Origin of the sequence: Paenibacillus algorifonticola, from assembly GCF_050481745.1 — a bacterium.
Lineage (GTDB): Bacteria > Bacillota > Bacilli > Paenibacillales > Paenibacillaceae > Pristimantibacillus > Pristimantibacillus algorifonticola_A.
Window position 1 is genome coordinate 29,836 of sequence record NZ_JBCNGR010000018.1, and the last position, 24,460, is coordinate 54,295.

Annotated in this window: 13 protein-coding genes; 3 read left to right on the forward strand and 10 right to left on the reverse strand. The window is 50.0% G+C overall.

Annotated elements, in window-relative coordinates; genetic code table 11:
• The first annotated feature begins 243 nt into the window (after positions 1-243).
• A complete protein-coding gene (locus ABEW34_RS17690) occupies positions 244-813 on the forward strand; it encodes a YdeI/OmpD-associated family protein (protein ID WP_430160530.1) in 570 nt (189 codons plus the stop codon).
• Between the two features lie 191 nt (positions 814-1,004).
• Here ABEW34_RS17690 and ABEW34_RS17695 read toward each other — a convergent pair whose 3' ends face one another.
• The 10 genes from ABEW34_RS17695 to ABEW34_RS17740 all read right to left on the reverse strand — a co-directional run bounded on the left by ABEW34_RS17695 (position 1,005) and on the right by ABEW34_RS17740 (position 20,110).
• Complete coding sequence (locus ABEW34_RS17695) at positions 1,005-2,492, reverse strand: nicotinate phosphoribosyltransferase (RefSeq protein WP_430160480.1); 1,488 nt, start codon at positions 2,490-2,492, stop codon at positions 1,005-1,007.
• Position 2,493: 1 nt separating this feature from the next.
• On the reverse strand, positions 2,494-3,303 hold the full coding sequence (locus ABEW34_RS17700; protein ID WP_430160481.1) for a ribose-phosphate pyrophosphokinase: 810 nt from the start codon (positions 3,301-3,303) through the stop codon (positions 2,494-2,496).
• Between the two features lie 115 nt (positions 3,304-3,418).
• Entirely contained in the window at positions 3,419-4,183 is a 765-nt protein-coding gene (locus ABEW34_RS17705; protein WP_430160482.1) for an NUDIX domain-containing protein, read from the reverse strand.
• Between the two features lie 241 nt (positions 4,184-4,424).
• On the reverse strand, positions 4,425-4,910 hold the full coding sequence (locus ABEW34_RS17710; protein ID WP_430160483.1) for a hypothetical protein: 486 nt from the start codon (positions 4,908-4,910) through the stop codon (positions 4,425-4,427).
• A 6-nt stretch (positions 4,911-4,916) separates the two neighbouring features.
• Entirely contained in the window at positions 4,917-5,522 is a 606-nt protein-coding gene (locus ABEW34_RS17715; RefSeq protein WP_430160484.1) for an AAA family ATPase, read from the reverse strand.
• Positions 5,523-5,736: 214 nt separating this feature from the next.
• Positions 5,737-9,378, reverse strand: coding sequence for an Ig-like domain-containing protein (locus ABEW34_RS17720; protein WP_430160485.1), 3,642 nt, complete (start codon positions 9,376-9,378; stop codon positions 5,737-5,739).
• A gap of 172 nt (positions 9,379-9,550) precedes the next feature.
• The gene (locus ABEW34_RS17725; RefSeq protein WP_430160486.1) at positions 9,551-10,669 is read right to left on the reverse strand and encodes a response regulator; all 1,119 of its coding nucleotides are present in this window, start codon (positions 10,667-10,669) and stop codon (positions 9,551-9,553) included.
• Positions 10,662-13,748, reverse strand: a complete 3,087-nt coding sequence (locus ABEW34_RS17730) for an ATP-binding protein (protein ID WP_430160487.1) — start codon at positions 13,746-13,748, stop codon at positions 10,662-10,664. The genes ABEW34_RS17725 and ABEW34_RS17730 overlap by 8 nt, the downstream gene beginning before the upstream one ends.
• Before the next feature lie 262 nt (positions 13,749-14,010).
• The gene (locus ABEW34_RS17735; RefSeq protein WP_430160488.1) at positions 14,011-16,734 is read right to left on the reverse strand and encodes a cohesin domain-containing protein; all 2,724 of its coding nucleotides are present in this window, start codon (positions 16,732-16,734) and stop codon (positions 14,011-14,013) included.
• Positions 16,735-17,053: 319 nt separating this feature from the next.
• Positions 17,054-20,110 (reverse strand): S-layer homology domain-containing protein, encoded by a 3,057-nt coding sequence (locus tag ABEW34_RS17740; RefSeq protein WP_430160531.1) that lies wholly within the window; start codon positions 20,108-20,110, stop codon positions 17,054-17,056.
• 292 nt (positions 20,111-20,402) lie between these two features.
• On the opposite strand from ABEW34_RS17740, the gene ABEW34_RS17745 reads away from it, so the two are divergent.
• On the forward strand, positions 20,403-22,721 hold the full coding sequence (locus tag ABEW34_RS17745; RefSeq protein WP_430160489.1) for a helix-turn-helix domain-containing protein: 2,319 nt from the start codon (positions 20,403-20,405) through the stop codon (positions 22,719-22,721).
• A gap of 88 nt (positions 22,722-22,809) precedes the next feature.
• Complete coding sequence (locus ABEW34_RS17750; RefSeq protein ID WP_430160490.1) at positions 22,810-24,447, forward strand: extracellular solute-binding protein; 1,638 nt, start codon at positions 22,810-22,812, stop codon at positions 24,445-24,447.
• Positions 24,448-24,460 lie beyond the last annotated feature (13 nt).

The following is a 24,460-nucleotide window of genomic DNA, read 5'->3' on the forward strand; positions in this document are numbered from 1 at the left end:
TATCATAATCGACTAGGGCCACAGGCATTATAATGATAATAATGACTCTCCATACTAGGGCGTGTCTGAAAACCCGTTCAGTGGCCCCTTTCACCGCCTTTTCGCCCCCTGCTTCGTTCCGTTTGCTTGACGTACTCCCGGTACGCCTTCACAAACGCGCCTTGCATGGAATGAAAATTCGGCAAAATTTGCTGTCCTCAGAGTTCTCAGACACGCCCTAGAAAGGAGGAACCTGCTTTGGCTATGGAAATTGAACATTTATTGGCAATAACATCGCGAGAGGCTTTGAGAATTTGGCTGCACGAAAACGGCAAGACCGAAAAATCTTGTTGGGTAGCCGTAAGTATGACGCCAAACCCGAATACGTTGCAATATTTGGATGCGGTCGAGGAATGTTTGTGCTTTGGATGGATTGATGGGGTGAAAAAGAAAACATCTAAATCCCAGCTGGCGCAGAGACTGTCTCCAAGAAGCAAAAAAAGCTCATGGACTGAATTGAATAAAGAACGCGTCCGCCGCCTAGAAAAGCTGGGATTAATGAGCGACGAAGGAAGAAAGGTGCTTCCTGATATGGACCCCCATTCTTTTAAAATAGATCGCGTTATAGAGCAAAGGCTGAAAGAAGACAGGCATATATATGAAAATTTCAGCGCATTTCCAGCTCTTTATCAAAGAGTTCGAATCGATACGATACAAAGTAATAAAAATCAGCCACCCTTATTTGAGAGCAGATTAGACAAATTTATAACCAACACGAAAGAAAATAAAATGTACGGTCAATGGCATGATAATGGGCGCCTCCTGGATTATTAAGCAGCCCTATAGCTCGAATAGAGAGAAATGGCTTGTTAAGATGATCGCGATACCTCTAATTTATATACAAACGAGCAGACCGTCCAACGTGGGCGGTCTGCTCGCGCTCGCATTTTCAATTTCATATTTAAACCCGAGCCCTTGAATGATAAGTTTTATGATAACTTCCATTCACTCATTGGCGAGGCATACTACAGCTTCCCCAGCAAATTCGCGCGTATTTCTGCCAGTCCCTGCTCACGCACAAGCTTGCCATTTTCAAAAATCGTCTTCAGCGCGTCTTCGTGCTTCCTTGCCTCATATTGCTGCACGCTTAAATCGTCAGTGAGCGTCAGTACACCGTCCTGCTCGGTTACGAGCACAAGTCCGGTTTGCGATTTTTTCACTTTGCCGATATCGGTTGCCGGGTCTTTGAAAATTTTACGCTCTTCGCCGTTAATGATCGTAAACGTCGATTTCAGCGCAAAGCCAAACGTATCTCTCGTATTGTACTGGTACGTGAACGAACCGATGCCGAATACCATATTCGTCGAAGCAAAACCCTTCGCCGCCAGCTTCTCGCAAATTTCCCGGCAGCGGCTGATCGTAATCGCATCTCCATAAATCGCGCCAATGTGACTGTCGAGCTGCTTAAAGCCCTTCCCCGTCACCGTGCCGCCGAAAATATCCCACAAAATTTCAATAACGCCTTTGCGCTCAAAGGGATGCTGCGAATCGGGATCCCCGCAAATGATTTTGACCGGATCTCCACTGTCCGGACGAATGACAACCTTGCCATCGCGGGCGAGAATATCCTCTTTAAGCCCTCTGACCACCACATCGAGCACGCTCCACAAATCCCATGTATCCGAGACAATCGAGACGAAGCCTTTCGGATATACCTCATTGATCAAATAGCGGTACGACGCCATTTCATCGGTGCCATGGGCGCACATGACGCTGTGCTCCGTTGCTGGAATCGAGGTGCCTACCAGCTCTTTTTCCATATTCGCGCCATAAAATTGCTCCAGATACAAAATCGCCGGAACCGTATCCGTTCCCGTGAACGATAGCAAATGCCCAGCGCCGCTGCCTTTCGCCGCTTCCAGCGAGCTCATGCCCCGCATCGAAAAATCATGCCCCTGAAAAGGCACGCCCGACGTGTCGCCGTTCGTCAGCAGTGCGTATTGCTCCAAAATTTTGCGGTACTCAAAAGCAATCGTCGCGCTCGTCGTCGGCATCCAAAGCTGGCACGACATGAGCGTCTCCAAATAATTGGTTACCCAGAAAAAGTCAGGGTGCGTATTTTCAATCGTCAGCATCGGCACTTTAACCGGAACGATCAAGCCTTCCTCAATCGCCTTAACGCGAATCGGCAAGTAGCCGAGCTCATGCAGCGCAGCGATGTGCGAGGCATCTGGATCAGCATCGCCCAGCGCAAATTTCAGCACTCTGCGATACTCCTCCACAACCGCTTCCTTCGTTCTTGCGAAAAAATGCTCATTGAAATAGTCGATCAAATATTCCTTAATGAAGGCTTGAAAACCAAAGGCGACCACTTCCTCCACGCCTTCCAGGCGGCTTGTACGGGCGGTCCAGGTCGAATAGACGAGTTCCGTTCCTTTCGGATACTGGTTTTTATGGCTGATTTTATAAAAATCGCATAGCAATGTCGCAGGGTAAGCTGTCTTCGTCATCATTTTAAACCTCTCCCCATTCAAAAAGCTTTATTTTCTCATGTCCCGCTTCATTCAGCATCGTATTGGTCGTAAACACTTTATCGACGAGCGGCGATTCGAGCAGCTTGCCCTTATGGATCGAAGGCTCGCAGTGCCCGACAAGCAAATAAATTTCCGCCGCACCCAAGCCTTTAAGCTTCTCCGCACTGCGCATAAACGTTCCCCCGTAGGAGCAAAGATCATCGACGATAATCGCCTTAAAGCCAACACTTGCCACCTGTCCAACTACATCAAGCCGTTCGATTTCGCCCGTCTGAAAATTCCGTACCTTAAAGCCGACCAACTCGTTATAGCCGCGAACCTTGCTGTAGCGCTTCTGCGCTCCGGCATCCGGGAAAAATAAATAGTCGGACGTACGGTCAAAACCCGTTGCCTCAACGACAAGGTCCAGCAGCTCAATCGTCGGATACCGTGCCGAGCAATTGTTGAGCAGGGCTAGCGTCACATCAGAATGCGGCTCCAGCACTGTCACATGCTCAAATGCCAAGGAGTTGATCAGGCCGCTTACGTATTTTAAGGTAAAAACAGAGTTCCCCTCGATCCGGTCCATCCGGCTGTAGGGCATATAAGCAATCGTCAAGCCCGCCTGCACCTTCAGGCTGTCCAAATATTGCTTTACGAACATCAGCTTAATCAAGTCGCTGTCATTGTCATATTTAAAAGCAAGCGTATTCTGCTCGGCTATCAATGCCATAATCGCATCACCATCAACTAGCGTTTCCCCGTTGGGGAACGTTTTGAACACAAGCTCCATGCCATTCAGCTTGATCATCCTGCTCACTCTCCTCGCTGCTTCGTAGTCACGTTCTAAATCTGTCGTTCCACTCCGGTGCGCTTAGATACGCCTTGATACGCTCCATTCGTTCTGCTTTCTCTTGCGCTCCCTTCTATCCGTAAATCGACAGCTGCGGCTCTAACCCTGTAAACCGGTATAGCTGAGCCGGGCGCTGCGAATACTGATTGGAGAACTTTAACGCCCCGGCCGCATCCACGACTTTCTCAATAATGCCGCGGCGGCTTTGCGTCGAGGTGATTTTCCGAATAAAGTTTTGTTCCGCAAAATCCGGCACGACCGCTTGAATGACCTGATACAGCTCGGCAATCGTAAATTCATCTGGTAAAAAAGCTTTCGCTATCGTCGTCGACAGCATCTTCCGCTGAATTTGAATCAGCGCATCTTGAATCAAGATGCGGTGGTCAAAGGCAAGCGGCAGCTTCAGCGCCTCCTCTACCGGAAACAGCTGCACCTCCGATGCATCGACCGCCGCCTGCCGATTCGCAAGCTGCTGCTCGGCCACGAGTGCAAGAAATGCATGTGAAATCATCCAGCCCCGCGGGTCGCGTCCAGGCGCACTATATACGTTAAAATATTCAAGATGAACCTCGCTAACCTGCGTCTCTTCCAATAGCTCACGTCTGGCGCATTCCTGCACCGTTTCCGTTTCCATTGTAAAACCGCCCGGCAGCGCCCATTGCCCTTCGAAAGGCCAAATGTTACGCCTGATAAGCAGCACCTGCAGCTCATGATGCGGCAAAGCTTTCTTAACCTTGCTGCGCTCGGTTGAAACAATCGTAAAGATCACGATATCCGTCGGCGCTCCGTCCGGCGTTCGGTAATGATCCGGCGAATAATTGGATTCATTTTCGATCAAGTGCTTCACTTCCTGTTACAATTTAATTTTCTGTTTGATATTATCATTATGACATTATTAAATCATTTGTCAACCCTTTGAATATTCTTTAGGCTATACCCTCTCATTTTTTTGAACAAGAACGCTACTGACAATCTGTTAGCCTTCCTTCTACATAGACAACGCCAAAGAAGCATGTGTCGAAATCACACATGCTTGCATGGGCCTATTAATAAGGCATCGCGGCCTATTCATGTAAATGCTAACTACTGCTCTGCCGCTTCCTAATTTCATTCACGCCCATAATAACCGCAATCAGCTCATAATCTCCGAGCTGGCGCGTTTCGTTCCACAAGCAATAAGCGCCGGATTGCATCCAGCCGCTCGTCTGCGCGAAGCTCGCAATCGTCTCCTCACGACAGTTCATAATCACATACTCTTTGGAAAACGCTGGAGACTCAATTAAATAAAAGCCGCGCTCGCCCGCATCATACTCGAACCGCTTATTCATAAAGCTCATCCTTGGGCGCAGCACACCGAGCGAAGCGCCGTAGCTGTCGCCGACTTCCCATTTCATTGAGAAAAAACGAAATTTCGCCTCGCACATCTTCGTATCATTGGCATCATAAACTTCCAGCGAGGTGCTAAACGCACTTTTCAGATTAACCCATCCCGCAGACTGCCCGGTCTCATTCATAATGCCTGTACCGCCGGAATTGAAGAAGTTGTCTCTGAAATATAAGGACATGCCGCCTCACTCCCCTTCTACGATGTCATCACCATATACGAAGCGCTCCAGCAGCAGCAGTTTCTCCTCATTCAGCTCGCCTGAATTATCAAAATCAAGCACCGAAGCGGCTGGAATCGGCCAATTCAGCTTGCGCGGTCCCAGCGAGCGGCTGAAGGCTTCCCAATTGCCAAGCTTCCACTCATCAAGCGCTAGGCCACGTTCCTGTATCCGGCTGCGATGCAGCTCCTGATCCCGCAGGGAGACGAGTACGACCCGCACAGCTACATCACGCAGGCTTGCACCGATGGCCGATAGCTCCTGCTCAATCCAAAGCGGATCAGCAGTTTCCTTCGTGAAGGGACCGATGACGAGCGCGTCCGTGCCAATCGCTACATTTTCCAAAGCTGCATCCATCGTAATCCGGTAGCCGAGATCGCGGCAGCGCACCTTATACAGCTCCGAATCACGGTCCTTCGGATCAAGTCCCGACGCCGTCATAATTGCCTCGGCCGCCGGACGCAGCAGCGTATCCATATCAAAAATCGCAGCGCCCTTGCGCCGAGCCAGCGCCTTGGCCAGCGTCGTCTTGCCCGCTCCAGCCCCGCCTAGAAAAAATACTAATTTTCGCATATGATTTGCCCCCACACTCTAATGATCATTACCCGCAAACCTGAACCAATGAACATGTTGTAAGCTCTATCTCTCTACTATAAACGATTTTCTTATTGGCTTGTCAAAAATAAACCGCTCAGCAGTTGTTATTCCTAGCCCACCCTCATACGCAAAAACCTCCAAAGCTGCGCCAATACGCAGCCTTGAAGGTTTTTTAGAATTGAAATCACGCTTACTTCGAATTTCCGAGGTCAATGAGCTCAGCCTTAATCAGCATGCGCTGAACGATAACTGCCGTCTCCGCTCTAGTTATGTTGCTTGTTGGCTTCAAGCCAGCATCTCTGCCTTGAACCAAGCCGCTGTTTATTGTCGCAGCTACAGCTTGCTTTGCCCAAGCATCTACAGCCGTACCATCTGTAAACGAAGCAAGTGCAGACGCTGCTTCAGCTTCGCTCACCGTTGTATTCAAGCCCGTAAGCTTCATCGCCCTCTCAAGCATAACCATCGCTTCTTGGCGCGTAATCGTTTTGTTCGGACGGAATGCTCCGTCTTCATAGCCTTTAATAATACCGTATTCCTGTGCTTTAGCTACTGCGCCCATGTACCAGTCGCCAGACAACACATCGTTGAATGCTGTTGTTTTTCCGTTTTCGGCCAGTCCCAGCGCCCGAACGATTATCGCCGAGAACTCCGAGCGCGTAATGGCTGCATTCGGATTATAATGCGTCTCATCAATGCCTTTCACGATTATACGCGAGCCCATATCATTTACCGCATCTTGGGACCAATGCCCTACCACATCCGCGAACGTAATGGGATTCCAGATCAAAGTATACGTGCTGTTCGTCAGACTGCTAACGACTGCATAATAGTTTTTATCGTGCTGCGTAACGTACGTCGGCACATGATAAACCGTTCCGTCCTCCAAAAGCACGGTTGCCGTTGTAATCTTGCTCAGGTCTATTCCAGCCGGAAGCGGGATTTCCCGTTGAACATACGAGCTAAACTTGTCTACGACTACAGTTTTGCCATTGTAAGAAGCGGTCACTGTAAAATCAACTGGCGGCAGCACCACGCTGAACCCGTCTTTTCCCGCCGTATTTTTAACCAGCTGAATGCTTGCATCATTGCTCTTCGCAATGTCCACTTGTACGACGATATCCGTTAGCTTCACTTGAACGCCCAGCAATGATGACAGGCTGTCGATTGCAATTTCTGACGCAGGCAGCTTGTAATTCCCGTTAATCGTCCGAACTTCCAGAATAGCCTCGTTGTTTTCCATCGCTTTCACTGCATCCCCAGTCAACACTGTAGATACTTTATCCGCGCTCACGCTCGCAACAGGAATAATGATGGTCGAATGACCGCCCTCTTTGGCGAGCTGTGCTGTCAGCTTGTTCGTATCCACCGTTGCGGTCAGAATACTTTTACCGTCTTGTTTCGTCGTGTTCCCCGCAGCAATCTGATCGTACTCCTTGCCGTTCACGATTACTCGGAAACCTTCCAGCGCCACTTGTCCGCCAATTGCGGAAGAACCAGAAGTGCCATTGCCACCGCTGGAGGAATCACCGCCCGAGCCTTGGGAGCCTGCTCTAGGCGTTGCACTCGCTTCATTGGAATAGCTGCCTACTCCTTCTTCGTCATTCGCTTTAACCTTAAAGTAATAAGTGGTTCCATTGGTTAGTCCCGTTACGGTGAAATTCTCACTGCTTACAACTGCAATTGGAACGGACCCGTAATCACCAGCCGTCGTTGACTGATATACACTGTAAGAAACTGATCCTTGTACGCCAGTCCAGTTCAGCGTCACCGTTCCATTGCCTGCTGTCGCTATAAGTGCCGTTGGCGCAGAGGTTCCAGGCGCATTCACCGTCACGGTGCTAATTGCCGTCTTGCCTCCGTCATCTGTTGTCCCTGTAATCGTCACCGTTCCTGCTCTCAGCGGTGTGACCACTCCTTCTTCGTCCACCGTCGCTACCGATGGATCGCTGCTCGTCCACGTTACTTTCGCATTCGTCGCGTTGCTTGGCGATACGCCCGCCGTCACCGTTCCCGTTCCGCCTCCAGCCGTAAGGGTCAGCGCCGCTGGACTCACCGTCACTCCTGTCACCGCCACGTCCGTCTCATTAACCGTGACCGTGCTCGTTGCCGTCCTGCCACCGTCTTCCGTTGTCCCTGTAATCGTCACCGTTCCTGCTCTCAGCGGTGTGACCACTCCGTCTTCGTCAACCGTCGCTACCGACGGATCGCTGCTCGTCCACGTTACCTTCTTGTTCGTTGCGTTGCTTGGCGATACACCCGCAGTCAACGTTCCCGTGCTGCCTCCAGCAGTAAGGGTCAGCGTTGCAGGACTCACCGTCACTCCTGTCACAAGCACGTCCGCTTCATTTATTGTCACAGTGCTCGTTGCGGTCTCGCTTCCATCTTCCGTCGTCGCCGTAATGGTTACTGTTCCCGCTGTCAGCGGCGTGACCACTCCGTCTTCGTCCACCGTGGCTACCAACGGATTACTGCTCGTCCATGTTACCTTCTTGTTCGTTGCGTTGCTTGGCGATACAGTAGCCGTCACCGTCGCCGTATTGCCTTCGGCCGTTAGGGTCAGCGTCGCTGGGCTCACCGTCACTCCTGTCACAGGCACATTCACTTCCCCAAGCTTGACAACTTGATTAGCCGTCGATGGCATCATCCAGATGCTCTCGCCGTCAAAAACACCGCCATTAAAAGGAACCATGCCCAACATTGTCGTACTCGGCCAGTTGTTAAAAGCCGTCATTGCTCCCGTGTCTGTGTCAAGCTTTACAATCTGATCCATCAGCGCACCCGGCAACAGCCAAATACTCTGTCCATCAAAGACACCAGTAGATCTTTTACTCCCGCTAGGCAGACTACTAGGCCAATTGTCGTACCCCGTCATCACTCCTGTGTCTTTATCAATCTTGATGACCCGGTCTGCTCCGTTAGGAACTAGCCAAATGTTCTGACCATCGAAGATACCGCCGTTAAAGCCTTGAGACGAAGTGAAATCTTTCGTAAAACCGCTTGGCCAATCGCTGTAGCTCGTCATCGCGCCTGTATCTGTGTCGATTTTGACAACCCGATCTGCTCCGTTAGGAACCATCCACATACTCTGGCCGTCAAAGATACCGCCATTAAAATTGTTATTAAGTATAAAACCATTAGGTGTAGACACACCTTGGCTCGGCAGTTGAACATCGCTTGGCCAGTTATTATAGCCCGTCATCGCTCCCGTATCTTTGTTGATTTTAATAACATAATTGGCACCGGCAGGAACCATCCAAATATTTTGGCCGTCAAAGACACCGCCAGAGAAGTTGGGCTGTGGTCTAATCATAGGATTTGGATTTGTGACCGTACTAGGCAAGATAAAGCCGCTTGGCCAGTCGCTATAGCCGGTCATCACTCCGGTATCCTTGTCCACCTTGATTACTCGATCAGCCCCATAAGGAATCATCCAGATGTTCTGACCGTCGAAGACACCGCTAAGGAAATCCGGGTTCGAGCTTGATCTCGAAAACCCGCTAGGCCATGCCGTGTAACCCTCCATCGCTCCTGTGTCTTTGTCGATTTTGAGCAAGCCTGCAGCACCAGCAGGAAGCATCCAAATGTTATCTCCATCAAAAATACCGCCCGCAAAGCTGTTGTTTTGTGTAAATCCGGCAGGCCAGTCGCTATACCCCGTCATCCCGACCGTATCGCCGATTGGGGCTGCGGAAATTGTACCGCTGTAGCCAAAGCCGCTCTGATTGTAAATGGGTGCAACCCCGGCATATGCCGTTATTGAAAATAGATTGGAGACAATCAATAGCCATGATGTCCATATAAGCAGCATTTTTTTCTTTTTTCGTGTGTTCACTCGTGTACTCATCCTCTCGCATTTTAACTTCAAATTATGCCTTATTTCGACATTATACTTTATCGTTGTTGAACCGAATTTGAACAAAATAAAACGACCCCCACCGTCCTTAGGACGGGGAGGCCGCTCGTAATCACCGATTTTATATGATGAGCTTATACATTCTTATATCTTAGAAAACAGACGTGGGATTTAGGGCAAGCGCCCTTGTATCTATATCCGGAGAAGTGCCTAATTCGCTCACAAACAAGTCCTGCAGCTTTCTCTCTTGCGATGCTGCCGCTTCCTTATTGTTCATCAGCAAGTACAAGGCAATTATTTGGGCGTGTATTCGCTCTGCAAACGGCTGCAGCTTTTCCCATCTTTGCAAATACAGCAATGCATACTCGTAGTGCTGCTTCCGCACCTCTTGACGGACTGCGCATTCTAACAGCTCGATATATCTGAGTTCAAGCTCAGCCCGCCTCGTCTCCGCCCATTCATATCCATTGTCCGTCAAATAACCGTTTCGGTACAATTCCACAGCTCTCTTCCCTTCATCCATGCTATCGCCGTTTTTGAACCGCCGATATAGACTTTCGAACTCATCGCAATCCCAGCTCTCCGGCTCCCATAACAGGCGGTAGCGCCCCCCTCCGGCGCGGGTCTGCTCAATGACATCAAACAGACCAAGGGATTCCAGCTCTTTGCGCAGCTGATAAACTGTCGTATACAGCATCGCCTGTGCCCGCTCTGCATTCCGATCTCCCCACAACGCATCCATAATACTCTCCATTACAATAGGCTGGTCCCGATGGTGGAGGAAGAATGCAAGCAGCTCTTCCGTTTTGGTTCTGCGCAGCTTTAGCGACTTCCCCTGGCTCGTTTCCAAGGAAAATTGCCCAAAGCTGCGGACAAGAATGTCCACTGGCTTCGCGCTTTGCCCTGTCCCTCTCTTCTTCGTGAATCGTTTCAGTGTTTTGCTAATGCGCTGCGTCGTCATTGGCTTCATAACGTAGTCGAACGCTTCCGACTCAAAAACATCAACCGCATAATAGTCATAGGCCGTTACGAAAGCGATCCCTACATCAGGTCTGTGCCTCTGGATCTGCTCAGCCAGCTCAAGCCCATTCATGCCCGGCATTTTCATATCAACAAAAATCAGGTCTACCTCTATCCTATGTAAACACGCCACAAGCTCCTCAGCGTCGTCAAAAAGTCCGCTTATTTTCACATCGCCCAACGTCTTCAGCACACTCTCGGCCATTTTCAAAGCCGGAAGCTCGTCATCAACCACGATTACTTTAATCATCCAAGTGGTCTCCCTTCGGAATGCTAAACTTTACTGCTGTGCCCCCATCGTTATTGCTTACAATTTCCAAACGGCGTCTGTATATCCGATATAGACGCTGCTGGATGTTTTTCAGAGCCACGCCGCTGCTCTGCGCTGCGCCATCCCTGATTCGTGCTGCATAATATGAATCTTGAAAACCTATGCCATCGTCCTCTACCGTAATGACGACATCATGCTCCTCCTCGCAAACGGAAATCTTAACGCTCCCCCCTTGCTTGCGGCTCGCCAAACCATGCTGCACCGCATTTTCGACCAAGGGCTGAATGACAAGCGGCGGCAGAAGGCAATCCACATCACTGTCTATCTCATACATTATCTGCAATCGCTCCCCAAAGCGAGCTTTTTCAATAGATAAATAAGCCTCCACCAACTCTAGCTCCTTATGCAGAGGAACGAGTTCTTCGAGGTTTCTGAAATCGAAGCTGCCACGCAAATAGTCGCTGAGCGAAGCTAGCAAATCCCGTGCAGCCTGAGGATCATCCAGTGAGTAAGCCGAGATTGTGTTAAGCGCATTGTAGAGAAAATGGGGCTTGATCTGCGCTTGCAGAAAGGCCATCTCGGCAAGTGCCGATTCGCTCGCAGACTTTTTCATTTCCAGCAATGTTCGAATGCGTGCTTTCAATTCGCCAGCCTCGACCGGTTTCCCGAGAAAATCATTCACTCCCGCGTCGAACGCCGCCAGCATTTCTTCTGGCCGATTTCTTGCCGTAAGCAGCAGCACCGGGAGCTCGGATAGCGAGTATTTTTTGCGAATGCTCTGGCATAGCTCGTATCCTGACATTTCTGGCATGATCAAATCAATAACCGCCAAATCAATTCGGCGTTCCTGCTCCAGCTTCCGCATCGCCTCCTTGCCGCTTGATACGGCAATAACCGAATATTTTTCTACGGACAAAAGATTGAGCAGCACCTGTCGATTGGCCGCATCGTCATCCACAACGAGAATCGTAACCGCCCCGAAGCTTTCCAGTTTAATCGGATCTGCCGGGTAGCTTCGCTGAGCTGTACTCGCAAGCCTTGCGTGGATTCTGTCTATTCCCGCCTCAGCAGGCTGCACGTCCATGCCATTTGCGAGCGGAATAGTAAACGTGAATACCGCGCCTTTACCTAGCTCCGATTCGGCCCAAATGCTTCCGCCATGCAGCTCTACAAGCCGCTTGACGATGCTGAGCCCAAGCCCTGTTCCCCCTCGTTCCTTCGCCAGCGCTCCTCCAGCCTGCTCGAATGATTCAAAAATAACCTCCAATTTATCATTGGGAATGCCGATACCCGTATCCGAGACGGATACCGCGAGCCAGCCATTATCCTCATGTGCTGCAACAGCAATTTCCCCTGAAGCTGTAAACTTGAGCGCATTGCCGATTAGATTGTTCATAATTTGCGTCAGCCTGTCTTCATCCGCATAAACATAGTGCTGATCACTTAAATGATCTGTGAAGCGTATCGGTTTTGCGCTGGCAAAATGGCGAAACATCTCGAATATAATGCGCACAAGCGGACGCAGAGCAACACCATGCTGATGCAAAACAAGCTCGCCGTTTTTCAATTTGGAGAAATCGAGCAGATCGCCGACCAGATTGCTCATTTTTTTGCCGATACCAACAATCATCGCCATGTTCTCCTCCTGCTGCGGTGTCATCCGGCCTGCTGCGCCCTCAAGCAGCGATTGAGAAATGTTGATAATCCCGTGCAGCGGCGTTTTCATCTCATGGGAGGTGTTCGCCAGAAATTCATCCTTCAGCCGATCCATCGAGCCAAGCCGCTGTGACAGTTTCTGAACAGAGTCAAATGCATTAACAAATCTTCGGGATAAAAGCAAGCCCTGCGCCAGAAAAAAGCATAGCCACGCTGCCATTTGAAACGATACGTATGATCGCACGCCCAAAAATTCCATCATGGAGGCAACCGTCATACCCAGCTGCGACACAACGCTGATCAACATATACACTGAGCCTTCCATTCTCCTTCCGACTGCGACTAGCATGACGTAAATCACATAGAGAACGGCAACAAGCGCCAAAGCGAAATTAACGAGTGTAAACCGTGTAAAGACGGAGGCTGGAGTCGCCACAGTCAGGAGTACGGTGAACGCGATTAGCGCCCCGGACGATTGCAGCGCGATTTTATGGAACAGATAGGGCAAGGAATATTTCGTATACAGCAGTAAAAACAGCACCGCGAGCACACCGGAAAGGTCTTGTATTTTCGTAAACAACTCGTAGGGAACTGTAGGGAACGGCATTAAAAGTATTTTTTCGCCATGTGTTATAAAATACAAGCAGATCGCTATACAGCACAGGCCAAAATAGAGCCATGATCGATCATGCCCCCGCATCTGGAACAATATAATGAAATAGATGCCCATTAGCAGAAAGGTTGTTGCAGCAAACCAGTCCTTGGCCACCGCAAACTCCCGTACGGACAAAATGTCCTCCTGATATCCCAAAAGAATAGAATGGGTAATTCCACCCTGCGAATAACGATAGTTGGCAACCTGCACAACAATATCAGCTTCCCCGCCCTCCACCGTAAAAAAACGGACATATGGCGCATTAACGGAAACGGTATCCTCCTTGCTCATTCCCGGAATGCCGCGGCCGCCAATTTCCCGACCGTTCACGAACAGCTTATGGGCGGTTTTAATATTCGTCTGCCTGATGCCAAAAACATGCTCGCCTGCTTCCGGAAGCTTAATACGCAAGCGGAAGGTTCCGAAGCCGTAAGGAGAAGGGGCCTCTGTCTCCACTTCATATTGCTCCCATCTATCCGGCACATGGACGTAGCCCGTTCTCTCCAGTCCTTGTCTGTCCCGCTTATCCAACTTAAAATTATTCGGGGTCAGAAGCTGGTCCCGATAAAATTCCCATTCTCCGTCCAGGCTTGCGATGCCGCTCTCGGAGAAATCCCATTTTGTCAAATCCAGCTCCCCGTTTACAGCTTCTGGAACGTCGCTGGCAATAGCCGCAAAGGGGAACGCCATAATGACTATCCATATCCCACAAAAAATCATGATGGCAATCGCCACTTTTTTTCGCATCTTTCTTCCCCTCTTATGTCCACAGTTGGTTGAGACTGGCCTCAAGCGTCTATTTCCTGTAACTCCCACTAGTTCTTCTCTACTATAAACGATTTAGCAGCACCTGTTCAGACTCATCGCAAAAAAAACCTTCAAGACCGCCCTAAAACGCAGCCTTGAAGGTTTACTGTTGCCGTGCAGTGGTATGCAGGCGGGCATGTGTACCGCATTTGCTCAGCCCGCCGCAAGCCATAAAGCTAGCCCTGCTCTATTATTTACTCTATCAGTGAACTTTAATATTCAGCACATCGCCAGCAAGCTGCGTATTCACGCCTGCCCCGTCCGTGCCAATCAGCTTGGTCACTGCAAGCGCGGTCACATCAGCTGGCGCGTCCGCTTTAATGCGGAAGGTCAGCTTGAACAGATTGCCCAGCGGATTATTAAGACCGTCGCCGACATGACTGCCCTTCAAGCTGATAATGCCAGCACCCTCTACATGCTCGTTAATGACGAATCTGCCCGTATCCAGCGATTCTGGCGTTCTTACAAGCTCCAATACAGTCGGATCGTATTCGATTCGGATGTTTTGCTTCGCAATGCCTCTTGACACATTTTGCAGTGCATAAACCACATCGAAGCTTTGTCCCTTCGCCATTGCATTCGGTCCAATGAGCGCTGCACCCACCGAGCTGCGGTCATCCACAACGGGCGTCCAATAATTTGGAATCGGCACATTCGCAAAATTCGTGTCCGATGCAAAATAGAAGCTCGTGTATGTCGGCTGGTTATACGTCGTATTTTGCCAAGCTACTCCTGTACGGTATTGCGGGTCATGCATCAGCGTATACAGCTTGCGGTCTGTCAGCTCCGTGCTCGTATAGATGCGGATGGCTGAGCTGTCCACGGTGCGCACAAGCATTTCTTCCCGCCAGTCTCCGAAAATATCCGCAACGAGCGAAGGCGTTCCCTTCGTATGGTTATTCGTGCGGGTTCCATCTGCCGTTAGCAATCTACCGCGTTTCCAATCATCAATCGTCGGCGTGTTTTCCAAGGAGCCATTCACAATTTGCGTCGACATATTGCCCGCCCATTTGATGTTCATGTTCGTTCCCGGCGAGGTGGTGCTGATCTGCGTTCCGCTTGCTGTCCATGTGCCAACTGCCCATGTCTCCAGCCCTCTGTGATCCGGATCAATATCGCCAACCATGCCGCGACCGGTATCCTTGCCGGTGTAGCCGCCATAAATCACTTCGCCTGTCGCAGCATCGCGCAGCGAGTAGCCATAAGGGGCATACGGTCCGCCTTCATGCACCATAAAAATCTCCAAGCCCGGACGGTCAGGGTCAATATCTGCGACATGCAGCGCGTCGCCATGGCCAAGACCTGCATACGTCCCCGGATTTGCGCTGCCCGGCGGCAAAATATCGCCCGAGCTGTAGAGCAGCGTTCCATCATGGTCAATCGTCGAGGAGCCATAAATAATTTCCTGCTTGCCGTCGCCATCCACATCCGCCGTGCTCAGCGAATGCGCGCCCTGCGTCGTAAGCGTTGCAAACGCCGGATTCAGTCCCGGTCTGCCATGCGGCCCATCGTTAAACGGATTCGTCATCGGCACCCAGCCGCTGTCGACAAACCAGTGCTCGCGCAAATGCTTGCCATCCCATTCATAGGAAACGAGCGTCGAGCGCGTATAATAACCGCGGGCAAACACCGCATAAGGCTTCGTGCCATCCAAATAAGCGACGCCTGCAAGGAAACGGTCTACACGGTTGCCCGGCTCAATCCGGCCCATCGCATAGTCGCCCCACATGAGGCCATCGTCATGGCGGCCCGGCTTGTAGGGAATCGTCTCCAGCTCCTTGCCTGTCGCCCCCTCAAACACGGTCAAATATTCCGGCCCGCTCAAAATAAAGCCTTCGAAATCACGCAGCTTGTTGTTGCCGCTGCGCGCCGGCGCATACACGTCCATAAAATAATCCGTCAGCTCTTCCGCATCCTCGCGGGACAGGGGATACGCATACTTAGGCGCAATACCGAAGCTTTCTTCCAGCGTTGCCGGCCAGTTGCCGTTTACGACTTCCTCATGCTTGTCCCAGTCCATGAACATATTTACGACATGCTCATAATAGCCCTGCTTGCTCACGCGGTAATCATCATCATGGCTGTACCCTGCTGCAATATCCTCCTGAGGCATCGTAATATATTTTTCGGAAGCGATGCCGCCGCTGCCGTCGTATTTCGTTATTTTGGTGCCCGGCGCCGTTTTGAACATCATTTCCGCCTTGCCGTCGCCGTCAAAATCATACACCATAAATTCGGTATAATGCGCACCGGCGCGGATGTTCGGCCCCAGCTCAATGCGGTAAAGCTGCGTTCCATCCAGCTCATAAGCATCAATAATGACCTCACCCGTGTAGCCTTTCTGCGATACATCCTTGGAGTTGGAAGGGTCCCATTTCACGATATATTCGTATTGCCCGTCTCCATCCACATCACCGACACTCATATCGCCAGCCGAATAGGTGAAAGCTTCGCCCACAGGCGTAACCCCGTCTGCCGGTTTATTTAGCGGCAAATCGTAATAGCCATCGCCCCACGGCTTAGCTTCACTGCTTCGTGCCAGCTCTTCCCCATCTACTACAGCCGCCACCTGATAGCGCGATGATGCGCTGCCCTGCGGGTCCGAATAGTTCGTGCTGTCCGTCACCGTCGCAATAAGCGCGCCATCCCGGTAGACGTTGAAATTCGCGCCGGTCATCCCGCCCGCAGAATAGCCCGTCACTTCATTGCCTAGCAGCCGCCAGCTGAGAAATACGCTTCCTGAAGAAGCGACAGCTACAAGTCCTCTATCCAAATATTCCAGCTGTACTTTGCCTAAGGCTGCCCCTGCTTGTCCCGAAGCCGTCGTTCCCGCAGCAGTTGCGCCTGCGGCGCTGCCGCAAAGCAGCGTAAGCCCCGTTAACGTGGCGGCCGTCTTTTTAAGCCAGTTGGAGTGGTTGCTGAACATAAATCAATCGCATCCTTTCGATTTGAAGATCAATTGGTTACGCTTACAAAACACAGGTTAAACCAGCCAGCCTCCTTTGCTCAACACCTGCTTAGCGCAGTAAATCCCTTTTTAGTATATAGATTCCTATTTTCCGGCACTAGGCAAAAAACAGAGTTTTTCCATTAAATAACCGTCTTTCCCCATCGTTAGCAGACATTCCCTTGTGCCTTCGCTATCTTAGGTGCAAATTATTTCGTCTATCCGGGCGTCATATAAAAAAACAGAGAACCCTATTTCCGGGTTCTCTGCGCACTCTGACTATCATTTTGCCGCTATATTATTGTTTAATCATATTTTGATGAAGCACAGCTAGCATCTTCGCCGCTTCGGCTCTTGTTGCCCCGCCTTTCGGATCAAAAGCATTGGCGCCCTTGCCAGAGATGATTTGTGCTTGCTGCAAGGCAGCGATGGCATCCGCCGCCCAAGAGCTAATGCTGCTTTGATCCGCGAAGGTGATTGCGCTGGCCGTCTTAGGCAGCGTGAAGCCAGCCTGATCGGTAAATCGCTTCAACATGACCGCCATTTCCTCGCGGCTGATCGATACATTTGGTTTGAATGTATTGCTGCTTGAGCCTTCAACCATTTTATGCTCTGCTGCCCAAGATACATAAGGCAAGTACCAGTCTCCGGCTTTGATATCCTCAAATGTAGAAGACGTAAATCCAGACACGTCTGCGCCTGCAATACCAGCCAGTATTTTAGTAAATTCCGCTCTCGTGATGTTCTTGTTCGGCGCGAAATGGTTGCTGCCACTGCCGGAAATCATATCCCGCGCAGCCAGGTAAGAAATAAAGGAAGCTCCCCAATGACTGCTGCTGTCGCTAAAGCTGATCTTATTGTAGCCTACAGCATAATGGCTCAGATGGTTCGTTACGAAAGTAACCTTGCCATTGCTGTAGCTTGAATGGTTTATGACATTCGGCTTCCCATTATTGTCGATAAAATAAGCAACAATAGCGCTTGTATCCTCGCCCTGTGCAGGAGTATACGGAATATCGATCTGAATGCTGCCGCCGCCAAAGGTAGACAGGCTGGCAGCGCCGGATTCAATCGAAATATCCAATACAGGTCTTGTTCCAACTAACCGTTTAGCTTCCGGTGCAAGCGTATCTGCACCGCTTTTCGCTACCTCGAACCGAATATTGCTGCCTGCTGCCTTCTCTATCGCATTCAGCGCAGTCGACGGGATGGTAAGAGTACCGAATGGCGTCACTACGACAACTTGATCTACTTTGCCGTTAGACAGATTAGTAACTGCCGCTTTAGATAGAGTGATGCCAACTGCTTTAGTGTTGTCTGCCGCTTCAACGGTAAGCGTCACAATTCTTGAGCCCGCTTCCTTTGCCTGAGCCTGCTCCGTTACGGTTTTAATTTGTGCATCGTCAATGACAGCCTCTGCATTTCCATTAGCGTCAGCCTTTGCTGCCACCGTTACACCAATTGAGTTCGGATCTACAGGGCCGGATGGAGTAGGCGCTGGAGCAGGTGTCGGCGAAGGAGTCGACGGATTCGAATTACCCGATCCTGATGAACCTCCCGAATTGGACTTATTCGTAATTTCCAGCACCACTTGATTGGCCTGATAAACAACCTGAGTATTGTACTGGCTCGGTACCCCGCTAATCTCAACGGCGTTAAATTGACCGTTTTGTTGATTAGCGCCATAGCTCATAAGAGTCACAGAACCAACGGACGGCACATAGCTGCTTGGAAAATTCACCTGCAATTTTCCGTTCGCATTTACCGCACCCTTGATTTCCAGCACATCGCTTGCGCTGTCGACGTTGAGCTCAAGCGTACCATTCGCAGCTTGCATGAAGCTGCCGCCAATCGTCATTTTTCCGGCTGTCTTCTCTACTAGCGTACCGCTGTTATTCACGACATCGCCGCTGCCGAGAGCTGTTGCCGAGCCGCTTTCCAGCGTACCCGCGTTAATCTGGGTACCCCCGGAATACGTATTTGCACCGAGCAGCTTCAAGTCGCCAGTACCTTCCTTCGTCAGCTTGCCTGTTCCAGCAATGTTGTTCTTCCAGCTGTCCGCTGCATGGAAGCCGCCTTTGCTGGCATCCATCGTCACGGTTACATCGCTGTCAAAAGCACCATAGCCGTCTGCGGCGGCGAAGAGATTCAGACGTCCCCAGCCCTCTGGATCATCCAGTACCGGATAGCCGGAAGCAAGGCCAGTCGTCGCCAAAACAGCACGGCGCTGCTCGCCCGTCAAATAAGGCTGGCGTGTTTCCAGCAGCACTTCAGCGCCTTTAGGCACAACCATTGGTTCAGTTGTGGATTGGATTTGATCGAACCCATAGGTCAAACGCTGGGTGAATTGCGCTTTATTTTTCTCATAGTCAGTGAAACGATCTTCCGCTGTACCTGTTTCAGTCAACAGTAGGGCATGCGCCTGATCATAAGCCCCCTGCTTAAGTGCCGCATTGTCCGGGTCAGACAAGGTAGCTGCTGCCAGCGCTGTTGCCATCACGCGTCCGCCTATGACATCAAGCGGAGAATGCATGCCCGCTATAATCCGGCTGTTCCCCATTTCCGAAGCACGGGTCAGCAGCTCTTGGAACCGCTCAGGCACAGCATAGGCAAGTGCATAAGATGCGAGATACGAAGCATTCGTGTGACCGCTTGGGAAACCGCCATCGGTAGCCGGCGTTGTGCTGATGGCAGGAACCAGCGTAGTCACTATCATAGAAGTATCATTAGCCCAGCGATAGGGACGCATATAGCTGTAGAAGTTTTTAGCCGGGTTGCTGGAGGCGTAATTGCCGCGCAGCGTTCCGATCAAGTCTACCATTTTGCCAAGCTCGGAATCCGAATCACCCGCTTTATTGGAGCCATTGCCGTCGTTGTATTTAACTGATGTGGCATCATCCGGGATGCTCGTAATGGTTGTATAGGTTCCCGTTTTGTCGCGATACACATCAGCCAGAGCGCCAAGACCTTCAGTCGCTCCATACGATTGATTTCTCCGGTCAACGAGATAAGCCAATTTTTCATCTTCCGCCGTACGTGTGGCAGCTATGTTTGCTACATATTGAATGTTGTAGTCCAACACGCTGCTGTTCAGCTTCGTGCCATTGTCCCACGATGTCCCTGGCTCCCAGAGATCCTGAAACCCGGACAGCACGCCGATGACTGGATTGGAATATACCGATTGGTTAGCAGAAATGCTGTTTTTGTAGTTGTCTACAAAATGTCCCCATGCCGGAGCTGGCGGCAGTTCAATGGAAGCTCCATTTGATGCTGCGGTTGCAGCATTCCCCACTACGGAATTGGAAAGCAGTAACAGGCCCAAAGCAGCAGATAGATACTTTCTTGTAGATTTCATTTTCAAGTCGAGTCTACTCCTATCGTTTCGTTTTTTTGTTTTCCGAACCGATTTCGAGCGTAACATTGGACCCTGCCGCTGCTCAATATAACAATTTCTGAAATATATAAAAATCGTATTCTATCCTCGCCATCCGCTCTTTCCTTCCTCATTTCCTTCCACTTTCCTTCCTCCTTTCTGTTAATGCTTTTCCATTTTCAACCGCCTTTGCCCCTAATGTTAAGATTTGATTAATGGGTATAAGTCCGTCCACCCTGTGGTGTATAATCGAGGCGGTGAGGGGGAGTAAGCGGTGAAAAAATGGAACTCCGTATTTGCAAATCTGGCCATTTCATATATAGCCCTTGTACTTGTCATCGTTTTGCTGCTTTGCTCCGTCTTCTATATCTACTTCTCAAAAAGCTACGAAGCAGAGCTGCGCACCAAAAACCAGCTGATTTTAGAAAATACAGCCCAAACGATTGAAGCCACGGTACTCCAGCGAGTTCAACAAATTTATCTGAATTTATCTCTCGACAAAACCGTAGATATCCGTTTATTTGCTGATTCTTCCTATAAAAGCAATCTTAGCAAGGCGATAGACCTGCAGGAGCTGCTCCAGACAGAAGTCGCCGGCAGCTCGGACATCGTGTACGCCGTTCATCTGTATTATCCTAAACAAAATATAATGCTTTCTTCGAACTATGGGCTTCAGTTTAATGCCGATCAAGGCAGCAGCGCCGTGTTTTTTGCCGACTGGATGAACGGGATGCGCGGCACTAAGCAGAGCCATCTTTGGACACCTGCCCGGTTGATTCCGCAGGATATTTACGCCAGTCTGCCCGATAGCAAAGGTGAGACATTAATTACTTATGCACACAGCTATCCCTTCCAAGCCTCCGGCGAAAATAACGATCTTATGATTGCGGTTGACGTGAAGGAAAGCGCGATTAGCAAGGTTATTCGGAATATGATGCCCACACAATATGAAAGCACGTTTATTTTGGAGCCTTCCGGAAGCATGATAACGGGCTCAGCCAGCAGAAGCCCCGATTTTCACAGCGCTCACAGCTCCAGCTTTATCGAGACCTTGCTGTCCAAAGCGGAGGCTGGGAGCTTTAATGATACAATTCTGGATGAAGCCTATGCCGTTTCCTACCAAGCGCTGCCATCAACCGGTTGGAAAATATATAGCGCCCTGCCTGCCAGCTTCTTCTATCAAAAGTTGATTTTTGTACAAAAGCTGGTGCTTGGCATCTGTGTCATGGCCCTTTTGCTAGGAATCGTATTATCCGGGATTTTTGCCAGAGCGAATTACAGCCCAATCAAGCGATTGGTAGGAAAAATAAAGGATTTGTCCGGGCATACGCCTGACCATGCAGCCAATGCATTCAAGCTCATTGACAAGGCCTTCATCAGGCTGAACGACAAGGTCAGCAGTCTGGAAGATACCCTGGAGGCCAATAGCTCGGTTATTAGGCACAATGTTTTGCTGAACCTGCTCCATAACCGCTATACCCCAGAGAAATTGGCCGAGGAGCTCCCCTTTTTAGGCATCAATCAGCCATACAGCCATTACTGCTGCATGATTGTAAATTCAGATCAAGCTTTTGCCGGGTTAAGCTCCCGAGATCAACAATATGCGACGTACCGGATGATTAACCAGCTGCAGGGCGCTTCCCTGCCAGAAGGGCACATCATTGCCGAGGAGCTGCCGGACAAGACGATTGTAGTCGTTGTTTTCGCTAAAAAACAATGTGACGCGCTTTTGGAGCAGCTCTGCCAGCTTCTAATAGCGGAAAACAAGCAGCAGTTCCAGCTGGAATCTCAAATATCGCAGGGATGCTGGGTACAGGACATTATTAATGTCCACAAGAGCTACAGCGAAGCTCAGGCCCTAAGGAAATATGGCTATTTTCTGCCGGACCTGTCGATTCTGAAGGATCGCGCTCTTCTGGATCGGGAGAACCGTGTTGAAGAAATTCCGCAAGCTATGCTTGTGAGGTTCAAAGAAAAATTACACGCCAGGCAATTCGATGAAATCGTAACGGCGATCGATCAGCTGGTCAAAATCATGCAGGAAGGCATATACGCTGCCGATTACTGCCGCTTTATTTTGACAAATACCGTATTCGTCTACTCCGATTATTTGAAGAGTGTCCGTTACAAATACCCTGATCAAGGCAATATGGATTTATATCATCAGTATCAAGAGCTTCACAATATTTATTATTTTCGGAATTGGCTCGTTGAATCAATAACCGCATTCCTAGTGCAGATAGAGAAACGGAATAACGACAGAGCCATCACTAGCGTCGAGGCAGCCAAGCAATACGTGCGCAGCCATCTGTCGGATGATTTGTCTCTTGAGAAGGTGGCTGCTCAGGTATTTATTAGCCCCAAATATTTGAGCAAGCTCTTTAAGGATGAGAACGGCATCACCTATACCGACTACGTAACCAGCCTGCGAATGGAAAACGCCCGGGCATTGATCGAGAACAATAATATGTCAGTCGAGCAAATCGCGAGTACGGTCGGCTACGGAACCGCAGCTTATTTTATTAAGAAATTCAAGGAAAAGTACGGGTGTACACCGGGCAATTATTTGCGCCAAACCGTTAAACAAGCGTAGCCGCTTTAGCCAGGCACTGCATGGAACTGCATGGAACTGCCTGGCACTGCACGCAGGACTACGATTCAAGAAAGGGTTCATCATGAACATGAAGCAATTACGGCATATCACCGCCCTTACCGCAGTCGTCTGTCTAAGCATCGTTAGCGGATGCGAAACGAGCTCTTCGCAGCTGTCTGCCGCACAGCAATTGCAGTCCCCGGCTTCTTCTGACGCCCCGCTGCATAATATTTCCTGGACGATGCACCTGAATTTGCCTGTTCCGGACGATGCCGAGATGGTTCGCCTCGTAGAAAATAAGTTCAACGTTAATCTGGATATTTGGGATTTAGAAAACAATAAATACGAAGCGCTGCTAGATATGAAGCTGGCACAGGGGGAAATTCCCGATTTGTTCCGGATCAGACAGCCGCAGGATCTCCTGAAATATCAACAGCAAGGCTTGCTTGCCGAAATTCCGGAGGAGATGCTTAAGCAATACGCCCCGAGCATTATGAAAGCTATTAAAGAGAATGCGCCCGCTTATCAAAATGCTGGAAAAATCGACGGAAAATATTACGGTATTCCTGTCATCAATCCCACAAACATCTACCGCATACCAGTTGTATATCGAAAGGATTGGCTGGATAAGCTGGGCCTGCCTGTGCCTGAGACGCTATCCGATTTTGAGAAGGTCATCTATGCATTCGCAAATGAAGATCCCGATGGCAACGGCATGAAAGATACGTACGGCTTGTCCAGGGAAGGAATGAATGTTGTTTTCGGCGCATTCGGGCAAATCGTTTTCGCAGACCAGCTCTACTTCGGGGTGAAAAATGAAAAGCTCGTTATCGGCGCATTGGAGCCGGAAATGAAGCAAGCTCTCCATTATCTTCGCAAATGGTACGCGGATGGCGTAATCGACCCGGAGTTTGTTACCGGGGAAAATAAAGGCGGCTACAAGCATCTGTCCCATGCCTTTATCAATGGAAAAATCGGCATGACCTCCATGGGGAATTACTATCATTGGATTCAAAATGGAGATTATTGGGTAATGAAGGATCAGGGTAGCGCGAATGGCGAAGAGATCCCAGTAGAAGCTACATTTAACGTGAAGGAATTAACAGCGGGCAATCCGCAGGCCCGAATTGTGTTCGGACAACCCTTTCGTGGGCCGGAAGGAAAACGAGGCTCCAAAGCCTATGATATGCTGATGAGCTTTACCGCTATCGGAGCTGACGCAGCCAAAGAGCCGGGGAAGATGGAGACGATCCTGCAAATTCTGGACGATGTGAGCGCCAATCCCGATCTCGATGAATATACCTCCATGAAATACGGGATCAAAGGCACGCACTGGACATGGGCTGGAGACTCGAAAGAGGATGTTATTGTGCTGCCTCCCTATGACACCATGTTCAACTATCAAAATACAATCGGCGCCAATTTGGGTATGACGGTACCCTTGATCCCTAAAGAACGAAGAGAGCAATGGGCCTCCACCTTAGGACTCGATCAGGATGGCATCTACAATGCATTGGAAGTTGCAACCCCCTCTTTAATCGACAACGGAGCTGAATTAATCAAGCTGAAAAACAAAGCCTATGTCGCCTTTATTACTGGCGAGAAGCCCTTGGAGGACTTTGACCGTTTCGTTCAGGAGTTTATGAGGGCGGGTGGAAAAGAGGTGCTTCGGGAAGCAAATGACTGGTATAGCCAGCATGCTGTGAAAGGAAGGAATCATGTATAACCTCTGCCCATTT

Bases quoted from the DNA above. Each gene is read 5' to 3' on its own strand.
- ABEW34_RS17695 (WP_430160480.1), bottom strand. From the start codon at position 2,492: ATGATGACGAAGACAGCTTACCCTGCGACATTGCTATGCGATTTTTAT.
- ABEW34_RS17710 (WP_430160483.1), bottom strand. From the start codon at position 4,910: ATGTCCTTATATTTCAGAGACAACTTCTTCAATTCCGGCGGTACAGGC.
- ABEW34_RS17690 (WP_430160530.1), top strand. From the start codon at position 244: ATGGAAATTGAACATTTATTGGCAATAACATCGCGAGAGGCTTTGAGA.
- ABEW34_RS17730 (WP_430160487.1), bottom strand. From the start codon at position 13,748: ATGCGAAAAAAAGTGGCGATTGCCATCATGATTTTTTGTGGGATATGG.
- ABEW34_RS17725 (WP_430160486.1), bottom strand. From the start codon at position 10,669: ATGATTAAAGTAATCGTGGTTGATGACGAGCTTCCGGCTTTGAAAATG.
- ABEW34_RS17715 (WP_430160484.1), bottom strand. From the start codon at position 5,522: ATGCGAAAATTAGTATTTTTTCTAGGCGGGGCTGGAGCGGGCAAGACG.
- ABEW34_RS17750 (WP_430160490.1), top strand. From the start codon at position 22,810: ATGAAGCAATTACGGCATATCACCGCCCTTACCGCAGTCGTCTGTCTA.
- ABEW34_RS17700 (WP_430160481.1), bottom strand. From the start codon at position 3,303: ATGATCAAGCTGAATGGCATGGAGCTTGTGTTCAAAACGTTCCCCAAC.
- ABEW34_RS17740 (WP_430160531.1), bottom strand. From the start codon at position 20,110: ATGAAATCTACAAGAAAGTATCTATCTGCTGCTTTGGGCCTGTTACTG.
- ABEW34_RS17735 (WP_430160488.1), bottom strand. From the start codon at position 16,734: ATGTTCAGCAACCACTCCAACTGGCTTAAAAAGACGGCCGCCACGTTA.